The 10,283-nt window shown below is 64.8% G+C and carries 12 protein-coding genes; 7 read left to right on the forward strand and 5 right to left on the reverse strand.

The window, feature by feature from the left end; all coding sequences use genetic code 11:
- The 6 genes from AC1DYX_RS22625 to AC1DYX_RS22650 all read left to right on the forward strand — a co-directional run.
- Positions 1 to 285 (forward strand): flagellar basal body L-ring protein FlgH (locus AC1DYX_RS22625; protein WP_477263007.1); only part of this gene is annotated, 285 nt, incomplete at its 5' end.
- Positions 286 to 290: 5 nt separating this feature from the next.
- Entirely contained in the window at positions 291 to 1,469 is a 1,179-nt protein-coding gene (locus tag AC1DYX_RS22630) for a flagellar basal body P-ring protein FlgI (protein ID WP_477263009.1), read from the forward strand.
- Positions 1,469 to 1,807 carry a rod-binding protein gene (locus AC1DYX_RS22635; protein ID WP_477263011.1) on the forward strand — a complete coding sequence of 113 codons (339 nt, stop codon included), beginning with the start codon at positions 1,469 to 1,471 and terminating at the stop codon, positions 1,805 to 1,807. The genes AC1DYX_RS22630 and AC1DYX_RS22635 overlap by 1 nt, the downstream gene beginning before the upstream one ends.
- A 45-nt stretch (positions 1,808 to 1,852) precedes the next feature.
- Entirely contained in the window at positions 1,853 to 3,226 is a 1,374-nt protein-coding gene (gene flgK / locus AC1DYX_RS22640; protein ID WP_477263013.1) for a flagellar hook-associated protein FlgK, read from the forward strand.
- Positions 3,227 to 3,237: 11 nt separating this feature from the next.
- Positions 3,238 to 4,149, forward strand: coding sequence for a flagellar hook-associated protein FlgL (gene flgL / locus AC1DYX_RS22645; protein WP_477263014.1), 912 nt, complete (start codon positions 3,238 to 3,240; stop codon positions 4,147 to 4,149).
- Between the two features lie 5 nt (positions 4,150 to 4,154).
- Complete coding sequence (locus AC1DYX_RS22650) at positions 4,155 to 5,195, forward strand: hypothetical protein (RefSeq protein ID WP_477263016.1); 1,041 nt, start codon at positions 4,155 to 4,157, stop codon at positions 5,193 to 5,195.
- 136 nt (positions 5,196 to 5,331) lie between these two features.
- Here AC1DYX_RS22650 and AC1DYX_RS22655 read toward each other — a convergent pair whose 3' ends face one another.
- From AC1DYX_RS22655 to AC1DYX_RS22665, 3 genes are all read right to left on the reverse strand, one after another.
- Positions 5,332 to 5,544, reverse strand: a complete 213-nt coding sequence (locus AC1DYX_RS22655; RefSeq protein WP_477263018.1) for a hypothetical protein — start codon at positions 5,542 to 5,544, stop codon at positions 5,332 to 5,334.
- The gene (locus AC1DYX_RS22660; RefSeq protein WP_477263020.1) at positions 5,496 to 6,176 is read right to left on the reverse strand and encodes a hypothetical protein; all 681 of its coding nucleotides are present in this window, start codon (positions 6,174 to 6,176) and stop codon (positions 5,496 to 5,498) included. Before AC1DYX_RS22660 ends, AC1DYX_RS22655 begins: the two co-directional genes overlap by 49 nt.
- A 242-nt stretch (positions 6,177 to 6,418) precedes the next feature.
- The gene (locus tag AC1DYX_RS22665) at positions 6,419 to 6,928 is read right to left on the reverse strand and encodes a DUF6160 family protein (protein WP_477263022.1); all 510 of its coding nucleotides are present in this window, start codon (positions 6,926 to 6,928) and stop codon (positions 6,419 to 6,421) included.
- A 480-nt stretch (positions 6,929 to 7,408) separates the two neighbouring features.
- Between AC1DYX_RS22665 and AC1DYX_RS22670 the strand changes: the two genes are divergently transcribed.
- The gene (locus tag AC1DYX_RS22670; protein WP_477263024.1) at positions 7,409 to 8,413 is read left to right on the forward strand and encodes a PA14 domain-containing protein; all 1,005 of its coding nucleotides are present in this window, start codon (positions 7,409 to 7,411) and stop codon (positions 8,411 to 8,413) included.
- Between the two features lie 183 nt (positions 8,414 to 8,596).
- On the opposite strand, the gene AC1DYX_RS22675 is transcribed toward AC1DYX_RS22670, so the two are convergent.
- Both AC1DYX_RS22675 and AC1DYX_RS22680 read right to left on the reverse strand, forming a co-directional pair.
- Positions 8,597 to 8,872 carry a lysozyme inhibitor LprI family protein gene (locus tag AC1DYX_RS22675; protein WP_477263026.1) on the reverse strand — a complete coding sequence of 92 codons (276 nt, stop codon included), beginning with the start codon at positions 8,870 to 8,872 and terminating at the stop codon, positions 8,597 to 8,599.
- A gap of 310 nt (positions 8,873 to 9,182) precedes the next feature.
- A complete protein-coding gene (locus AC1DYX_RS22680; protein WP_477263028.1) occupies positions 9,183 to 10,208 on the reverse strand; it encodes an IS5 family transposase in 1,026 nt (341 codons plus the stop codon).
- Positions 10,209 to 10,283: the final 75 nt, after the last annotated feature.

Below are 10,283 nucleotides of genomic sequence, written 5' to 3' on the forward strand. Positions count from 1 at the left end.
GAGCAGAACGCGCTGTCCGGCGCCGTCACGGTGATCGTGCAGGAAGTGATGCCGAACGGCCTGTTGCGCGTGTCCGGCGAAAAGCGCCTGCAGTTGAACCAGGGCGAGGAATTCCTGCGCCTGAAGGGTTATGTGCGCGCCGCCGACATCGACAACGACAACCAGGTGTCCTCGCTGCGCGTGGCCAACGCCCGCATCGCCTATTCCGGCCAGGGCACRCTGGCCGACGCCAACACCCCCGGCTGGCTGACCCGCTTCTTCACCGGCCCCCTGATGCYGTTCTGAACGACATGACCCGAACCTTACGTATCGTATCCATCGCCATGGCCGCCACGCTGGCGTTTGCCGCGCTGGCGGGCGCCCAGGCCGCAACGGCCGTGCCGAAGAGCGCCGCTGCCCCGGTCGGTCCGGACCCGGCCCTCCTGTCCCGCACCCAGCCGCTGCGCAACCTCGTCAGCGTGGAAGGCGTGCGCGAGAACCCGCTGGTGGGCTACGGTCTCGTCGTCGGCCTGAACGGCAGMGGCGACTCCACGCAGGTCAAGTATTCCAGCCAGTCCGTCGTCAACATGCTCAAGCAGTTCGGCGTCAAGCTGCCGGACGGCGAGGAAGCGAAGAACAAGAACGTGGCCGCCGTCATGGTGTCGGCCGTGTTCCCGCCCGGCTACCGGCGCGGCCAGGYGATCGACGTGACCGTGTCGTCGCTGGGCGATGCGAAAAGCCTGCGCGGCGGCACGCTGCTGCTGACCCAGCTGCGCGCGGCCGACAACGAAGTCTATGCGCTGGCCCAGGGCAACCTCGTCGTCGGCGGCCTGTCGGCGGCCGGCAAGAGCGGTTCGTCGGTGACGGTCAACACGCCGACCGGCGGCCGCATCCCGAACGGCGCGATGATCGAACGCGAGATCCCGACCGACTTCGCCACCCGCCCGGCCGTCCTGCTGCGCCTGCGTCACCCGAACTTTGACACGGCGACCAATGTCGTGAACGCGATCAACCGCCGCTTCGGCGACGTCGCCACGACGGCCGACGGCACCAGCGTCGAGGTCGTGGCCCCGGCCAATCCGACCGAGCGCGTCGCGTTCGTCGCCAAACTGGAGAACATGCCGGTGGAAGCCGGCGCCGAGGTGCCGAAGGTCGTGTTCAATTCGCGCACGGGCACCGTCGTGATTTCCGACGGCCTGCGCGTGAAATCGGCCGCCGTCACCCACGGCTCGCTCAAGGTCGTGATCTCGGAAAGCTCGGCCGTCAGCCAGCCGGGACCGTTCTCGAAGGGCCAGACCCAGGTCACGCCGCAATCGAAGGTGTCGGTCGACCAGGGCTCGGGCCAGATGTTCCACTGGCCGCCCGGCGCCCGCCTGCAGACCATCATCGACACGGTCAACAGCCTCGGCGCCTCGCCGGACGATATCATGGCGATCCTGCAGGCGCTCGACCAGGCCGGCGCGATCGAAGGCGAACTGGTGGTGATCTGATGCTGAATAACGTCAACTCTCTCGAACCGCAAGGCCCGGACAGTACCGCCGGCGACGACCGCGTGGCGCCGGCCGCGGACCCGGCCTACGTGGCCAAGGCAACCAAGGCCGCCGTCGAATTCGAAAGCTTCTTCATCTCGCACATGCTGCACCAGATGCGCGAGAGCACGCGTACCATCGCGCCGGACGACAGCCCGACCAAGGACAAGGTGAACCAGGACATGACGGACATGGTGGACGACATGTTAGCTCGTAACATGGCGCACCAGCGGGCTTTCGGTGTCGCCGATGCAATTTTGCGGCAGATATTGCCGGCACCGCTTAATAAAACAAGTTGAACGGTCGCCTGTAATGACTGATCACGCACAAGAGAGTCCCGCACGATGAGCATCCTGAACAACGCCCTGTCCGGGGCGATCGCATCGCAGGTGGCCCTGTCGGCCAGCAGCCAGAACGTCGCCAACCTGCAGACGAAGGGGTATACCCGCCAGTCGGCGCTGCTGGGCGCGGTTGCGCCCTCGGCCGGTTCGAACCAGGCCGGCAATGGCGTGCGCGTATCCGAGCTGATGCGGTTCTCCGACGGCTACAAGACCCAGCAGTTGTGGCGCAGCGCGTCCGAGCTGGGCGCGCGCTCGCAGACCCAGCCCTACCTGACGCAACTGGAACAGGTGATGGGCGACGACACCGCCAGCCTGTCGAGCGGCGTCGATGCCTTCTTCTCGGCGCTGAACTCGGTGGCCGGCGTCGATCCGACGTCGACCCCGCTGCGCCAGCAAGTGGTGACCTCGGCCGGCCTGCTGGCCCAGCGGTTCAACAGCCTGAACAACGTCTACAACGCCCAGCTGCAATCCGTGCGTCAGCAGCGCAGTGCCCTGGTCGATTCGGCCAACAGCACGATCGCGTCGATCGCATCGCTGAACGCCGAGATCGCGAACGCCAACGCCACCGGCAGCAATGCCTCGGCCCTGATCGATGCGCGCGACCAGGCGATCGACAGCCTGGCAAGCCAGATGGCGCTGGAAGTCAGCGACCAGCCGGACGGCACCCGCAACGTCTCGCTCAAGACCGGCCAATCGCTGGTGCTGGGCGGCGTGGCCGGCAAGCTGGCCGCAGGCGGCGGCGCTGCGCAGACCTTCAGCCTGACGTTCGCCGGCACCGCGTTCGACGTCGACGCGACCAGGGTCGGCGGCCAGCTGGGCGGCCTGTCGACCTATGAGCAGGACACGCTGCTGCCGCTGCAGCAGGGCGTGGCCGACCTGGCCCAGCAGATCGCCGACAAGGTCAATACCCAGCTCGCGGCCGGCTACGCCATGGACGGCACGACGCCCGGCAAGCCGCTGCTCGTCTACAACCCGGGCAGCACCTCGAACATGCTGCAGGTGGCGGACGGCTACCAGACGTCGGACCTGGCGTTTTCCGGCGACGGCACGCCCGGCGACACCGGCAACCTGCAAAAACTGGTCGCCATCAAGAGCCAGTCCGTCACGCTGACCCGCATCGGCACGGTGATGCTGAGCGACGCCGACACGCAGCTCGTCGGCCGCCTCGCCGTGGACAGCCAGCAGAACAAGAGCGCCCTCACCACCGCGCAGACGATGCGCGACCAGGCCCAGGCGGACTGGCAGTCGACGAGCGGCGTCAACCAGGACGAGGAAGCCGTGCACCTCGTCGAATACCAGAATATGTACCAGGCCAACATGAAGGTGATGTCCGTCGCGAACGCGCTGTTCGACGCCACCTTGCAGATGATGGGTTAAGGGAGAAAAAAATGCGTATCGCCACCAGTCAATACCAGGCGATGATGACCCAGTCGCTCCAGACGAACCAGGACCGCATCACCTATGTCACGCAGCAGATGGCCAACGGCAACCGCATCCAGTTGCCGTCGGACGATCCGGTCGACAGCGTGCGCCTGTCGCGCCTGAAGCGCGAGGAAGCCGCGATCGCGCAGTACCGCAGCAACATCGCCGCGGTCAACGACCGTCTCACGAAGAACGAAGGCTACCTGCAGAACATGGTCAACGACATGGCCTCGGGCCGCGACCTGCTCGTGTGGGCGTCGGACGGCTCCAACACGCCGGCCGACCTGAACGCCATGGTCACCTCGCTGACCTCGCTGCGCGACAGCCTGATGTACAACGCGAACACGATCGACCAGGAAGGCCGTTACGTGTTTTMCGGCACCAAGACGAATATCCCTGCGATCACGTACGACGCCAGCGCCCCGCTCGGCAACCGCTACAGCTATACCGGCAACCCGAACGACCAGCTGGTCGTCGTGGGCAATGGSATCACGCAGGTGGGTAACCAGAACGTCGATCGCCTGCAACTCCTGCTGAACCAGCTCGACCAGGCGATCAGCACGCTGTCGGCCCCGACCGTCAGCGCGAACGATCCCGCCGTGCGCACGGTCCTGAAAGCCAACCTGGACGGTTTCGACGACGCGATCAACCTCATATCCGGCAAGGTCGCCGTCATCGGCGGCCAGCAGAACATCCTCAAGACGATCGACGCCAACCACGAGAACGTCAGCCTGTCGAACCAGACGGCCATCCTCGACATCGGCCAGCTCGACGTCGGCGCCGCCTCGATCGAGCTGAACGGCTACTCGACGGCGCTCCAGGCCAGCTACAAGGCCTATAGCAAGATCGGCGGCCTGTCCCTGTTCTCGGTGCTCTGACGGCCATGGATACCACACTTCGACCAACGACCGCCGGCGGAACCGGCGGAACCCTCGGCGCCCGGGCGAATGCGTCGTCCCGGCTTGTTCCCACCCGCGCCACCGAGGTCGCCGACGACACGTCGGCGGCCAATGCCGCGGCCTCCCCGTCCCCGGCGGCGCCGCTGCGCAACAATGGCGGCGCCAGGATCGCCAGCGGCATGCAGGAGCAGGTGGCGCGCGCCCAACAGGCGCTCGACTATCTCGACCGCGTCGCGAGCCAGCTCGAGACCCTGAAGGGCGAACTGACCGCCAAGCTGGCCGGCACCCGCAACGGTTCGTCGCGTCTGCAGCTCGAGGCGCAGGTGCGCCAGCTGGCCCATACGCTGGCCGCGCGCCGCAAGCACGGCGGCGGCAGCGTCGACAGCAACCTGAATTATTCGACGAAGCCGGCCGTGCAGCGCTTCCGCATCCGCGGCCTCGACATCGCCAGCCTGAAACAGAGCGGGCCACAGAGCATGTCGTTCTCGGTCGGCAGCGCCGGCGGCCCGCAGATGTCCGTCAACATCGATCCGGACCAGTCGAGTGCGGACATCGCGCGCGCCCTCGACCGCGCCCTCGCCCCGATGGGCGTGCGTGCGAGCCTGGACGAGAACGGCGAACTCGTGTTCTCGACGCCGGAATCGAACTGGTCGTCCGTCAAGGACAGCATCGCCGTGAGCGGCCGCGGCCGCGTGACCACCGATGAAGTGCCGGCGAACCTGCTGCCCCAGCAGTGGAACGTGAATACCGAAGTCGGCAACGTCGACGCGCTGCGCCAGAGCCTGCGCGAAGTGGTGCAGGCGCTGGAACGCGTGCACAAGTCGCAGGCCGCGGCCAGCAATGCCCTGGCGGCCGCCACCGCCCAGGTGGCCCAGGTCGAGACGCCGCCGCCGGAAGTGGAAATCGCCGCCGACGGCTTCACCAGCGCGGCCGCCAGCACGGACTACGAGTCGCTCGTGGCGCTGACGTCGGCGCTGGTCGGCGTCAGCCGCGACCGCGTGCTGGCGCTGCTCGGCTTGCGCTAAGAGTGGTCCCGATACATGTAGGGTGGGCACCCCGTGCCCACGCGTAACGTTCGCGAACCGCATGCGTGCGCGTGGGCACAGGGGTGCCCACCCTACTCCGAAGCTCCGCACACGCGGGGCTTTTTCATTGATGCGTTCAACGCGTAATCGGCTTGACGCTGATGGTCGTCCCGCGCAGGTCGATGTCGTGGATCTCGATGCTGCCGAACGTCGGCCCCGGCTGGCTGCCCACGCGGATGTTGCGGAAGCTGATCTCGCCGATGGYGCTGGGCAGGCGCAGCGTGACCGAACCATCCCGGTTCAGCGTGGCGTGCGAATTGGCCGGGTCGTAGCTGACGTCGCGCGCCAATGTATCGGCCGACAGCCGATCCAGAAATCGCGGCTCGGGCCATTCGCGTCGCCGGCCGTGACGCCACCCACCAGGGACAGCGGCGTGCAACCGGCGCAAGTGCCGTCCCAGCGCTTGCCGCCGCCGGCGTCGTTCAGGCTGTCGACGATGCCGGCCGCGCCGGCGTCGATGCGCATCGAGCCCGACAAGGTGGCGATCTTCATGCCGAAGTCGCCCGCGATGCCATCGAAGCCGAGCCGCATGCCGACGACCTCGCGCTGGTTGTTCACGCCGGTGTTCTTGTAGACGAATTCGAAATACGGATTGGTGATCTGCACGAGCCGCTGCGCGGCGGTGCCGTCGGTGCGGCCGAATTGCAGCGCGCCGATGTCGAGGTCCGCGCCCGTCCCGTTGCGCGGCGCATACGTGTATTCGCCCAGGCGCAGGTTGGACAGGTTGGCGTTCAGGGTGACGTCGGCATCGAGGCTGATGCGGGTGAAATCGAACCCGTTGTAGCTCGAATTACTGACCAGGAACAGGCCCTGGCCGCTGACCTTCGACATTTCATTGTCGGACAGCGGGCGCATCTGGGCCGAAGCCGCGCAGGGCAACAGCGAGAGCGCCACGAGGGATGCGGTGAGCAATGTGCGCATTGTTTGAACCCGCAGATCGGCGGTCAAAAAAACGGCCCGGAGCGAACCCACGGGCCGTCCATCACCCAACAGCCCGTGGTGCTTAGAGCCTTTCCCGGTAGGCGGGGGGGAAGCTCATGGCGATGCATGGCAAGCATGGGCAAGGCGCGAGGAGGCCGCATGGCGAGCCAKGCAACGACGAGCAACGCGGGCCACGTTTGTCAGGCGCGCCAGGAGCGACTTCAGCCTACCGGGATAGGCTCTTAGTGCGCCCAGATGTAGACGGTGGTGCCTTGCAGCTTGATGTCGTTGGCGGCGAACGAACCGTACGAAGCGCTCGAGTTGCCCATCTTGATCGAGTCGACGGACATGCTCAGGTTCTTGCTGGTGTCGATCAGCGGGATCGCGATCTTGACCACGTCGCCGGCCGGCATGAAGGCGGCCAGGCCTGCACCGCCCGTCACGCCCAGCACGCTGGAGGCGCCCGATGCCGCGCTCGCATCGGCCTGGAACGTGGCGTTGTTGATGATATCGATCGTGGCAGCGATCGCACCGGTGATCGCGATGTTGTTGAAGCTCACCGAACCGCCTGCGGCATCGGTGTCCTTGTAGACGAAGGAACCGATGTTCACATGCAGGTCGGCGGCGATCGACACACCGTCACGGCCGGAGACCTTGGACAGCTCGGTATCGGCGATCGGGGTCAGGGCCGATGCGTACGAAGCGATCGAGGACAGGGCAGCAACGACGGTCAGTTGTTTCAGCAGTTTCATGGAATCTCCAGTGTTATTGTGATCGACGGGAATCTCTTCCGGCTCCCCGCGCGTCCGCTTCCTCCGCGGCTTGTGACCGATCGGGACGGCAGCGTTGGGTCCGCTTTTGCTTAATTTGAAATCAATTAAGTGGAAACAATGTTATTACTTCCGTTTCAATAACCACATCGTTTTGTCCTTGCCCGGGAAGCCAAATCGATGGCTTCCTGAGCCAGCGTTTTTGGACGTTCAATGTGCCCGGATATAGACCGTCGTGCCCTGCAGCTTGATGTCGTTGGCGGCCACAGAACCGAACGACGCGTTCGAGTGCCCATCTTGATCGAGTCCACCGAGGATGGCCTCCGGAACCAGGGATCCCGGATGACTGCAGGACGTTATGAAAATCACCGGCCGGGCAGCAAGAATTAACAGGGTGGATTTCTAGGCCCCAGACGGTGCTAGCATATATGCATACATATCCTTGCCACATGGAACAAATATATGCCGACGACATCGCCGGACGTGAATTCGTCATCGTTGGATACGCCAAACGCCTTTGCGCGTGGCCGCGGCAGCCAGCGCGTCGCGCTGGCAGTCGTGCTGGCCCTCCATGTGGCGCTGCTGGCCCTCGCGCTGCTGTCGCGCTGGCACACGCCCACGCCGCCGCAGCGCGAGCGCAGCACCGACCTGGCCGTCTTCCTGCCGCCGCAGAAGAAGATCGTCGAGCCTCCCCCGGAAGCACCGAAGCCGGCCGAGCTCCCCGCCCCCCCGCCGGCCATCACGCCTGTCGTGCCAGAACTGCCGAAGCTGGAGTTCAAGCCCGACGCCATCGTGGCCCCGCCCGCTGCACCAGCACCGCCGGCGCCGGCCGTGGTGACCGCGCCTGCCGAGGGCGCGAATAACACGAAGGCTGGCCCGGTCCCCGTGCCGGCGGCGACGCCCGTGCTGGCGGTCCCGGCGACCGGGACCGCGTCCACCAGGCTGTTCGCGGAGTGCGCCGACACGCCGGATCGGCGCATGGTGGCCGACGTGTACCAGCTGCGCCGCGACACGCAGACGGTGAAGGCGATGGACAAGCGCAAACCGATCAAGCGGGTCTGCATGGCCCAGCTGGACGTCGAGCCGAGCAACTTCACCGAGGGCTTTCCCGGCATGCACATGACCGAATGGTTCGGCCTGGACATCCGCTTCACCATCACCATCGCCAAGACCGGCAACTKGGACATCATGATCCTGTCCGACGACGGCAGCAGGGTCAGCATCGATGGCGAGGAAATCATCAACAACGATGGCTTGCATAATCCGCACGCGGTGATGGAGACGGTAACGCTGACCCAAGGCGTGCACAATGTCCGTGTCCGCTACTTCCAGGGACTCGCTCCGGGGTTCGCGCTGATGCTGGCGTGGAAGAAGGAAGGCGCGAAAGACTATGTACTGATCCCGCAGAGCGTCATCGGACGACCGCCGGCCGAGCTGTTGCCGCCATTGCCGGCGCCGGAGAACTGACGGCGTGCGCGAAAAAATGCCACTTGCCGGCGGGATGCCAACTGGTGTGGCTACTGCCAGCTGAACGGCCGGGTTCGATCCATTCCGGATGGTCACGCTTAATGGCTTAGCGGTCCCGCGCATGGGTTGGCAACACACCCGGTGACTGGCGAGTTAACTAACACTCACGACGCGGCTGTTTGATTACTGCCCAGGCCCCTCTTTCAAAATTTGGCGAAGCTGTCGTGTTCTTTCTTTGGTCAGCTCAGCCTTGCGGGCACTCCACAACATGGGATACATACTTCCCCAACATTGTTGGATGTTCGCTTCGGAGCAAGAGAAACGTGCTTTCAACTCTGCGTCGCGGAATGCTAGCCACGCCCTCTGGGCGGAGCGGAGGCTTTTCACAAACAGAGGGTCGTCCGCCATTCGAGTTACGACTGATCGGTAGGTATCGTCCTGCCGGCGGAGCCAAATCAATGGAATTCAGAGCCAGCCCGGAGCGCCATCCCAATGCACGGGCCGTACAAAAACGCTGCGAACAGCAGGTTTTCGTGGGCGCGACTGAGGGTGAAAGATCCTGTATCTCAGCATTCGACGTTCTTGCTCGGACAGTTCCAAACGTTTCGTCGCCTCAACTTCTGCTGGGCACCTCGAATAACCAATGATTCCGCCTGAACCAGCGCGGCTCGAGTCCGAAACGAGCGTGGCCGAGCGTCGGCGGGGCCAGTTCGGGGCCGCGTCGCAGGCCCAACGGTTCATTTCGCGTGGTCCGGGCGGACCTCGGGCGTCAAAACGCCTCGATGCGCGCCTCCTTCAGGTAGACCAGACGCTGCAAGTTATAGGCAGCGACCTTCCAGTTGAGCTGCAACTTGGCGCGCGGCAGGCCAATCGTGCGCAGCGCTTTGCCGCCCAGTTGCGCCAGCCCGGCGAACACGTGTTCGACGCGGGCGCGCGTCTGGGCAATGCGCCGGTTGCGACGCTGCTGGGTTTCGGAAATCGGCCTGTCCTTCGTACCCTTGCGCTGAATGTGCATGCGCCAGCCTTGCTTGCTCAGCCGTTCTTCGCGCGCGCTGTCGACGTAACCCTTGTCTGCCAGGATGTCGCGGTTGGTGTTGTTCGGATCGAGCACATCGTCGAAGTGCAAGGTGTCGTGTTCGCTCGCGGTGCTCACCTTAATCTTGCGAACGAGCTTGTAGCGCTTGTCCGCATTGGCCGAGACCTTGTAGCCGAAGTAGGACTTGCCGTGCTTCTTGGTCCAGCGCGCATCCGTGTCTTTCTGGCGCCGCTTGGCAGGCTTCCACGTGATCGGCACGGCGCCTTGAGCAACGATCTCTTTTTCTTCCTTGTTCAGCGACTGCTTGGGCGCCTGCACGATGCTCGCGTCGATTATCTGCCCACCGCGCGCAATATACCCATGCCTGGCCAGCTGGCGGTTGACGGCATCGAAGACGCTCTCGCTGGCACCAGCCTTGATCAGGCGCTCCCTGAACGTCCAGATCGTGGTGCGATCGGGAATCTGACGCGAATCGCGCAAGCCGGCGAAGCGCTGGAAACTCAGGCGGTCGAGCAACTGGAACTCCATCTGCTCGTCGGAGAGGTTGAACAACTGCTGGATCAGCAGAATGCGCACCATCACTTCCGTCGGAAATGGCGGGCGGCCACCGCGCGCGCGGCTTGGCCGCGGTGCCGCTTCATCGACCGCTGCGGCCAGCGACGCGAAATCAACATGCCGCTCCATGACTTCGAGCGCGTCGCCGAGCTTGGACAACTTGGCTTCGCGCTCTTGGGCGGCAAACAGGCTGGGTTTCATCATGGCTGAATCATCAAAATTGGTGCGCCGACATCATGCCATGCTTGCTGAGGTTTTTCGAGGTGCCCTGCTGTATTG

This window comes from Massilia sp. P2_C2, from assembly GCF_056404615.1.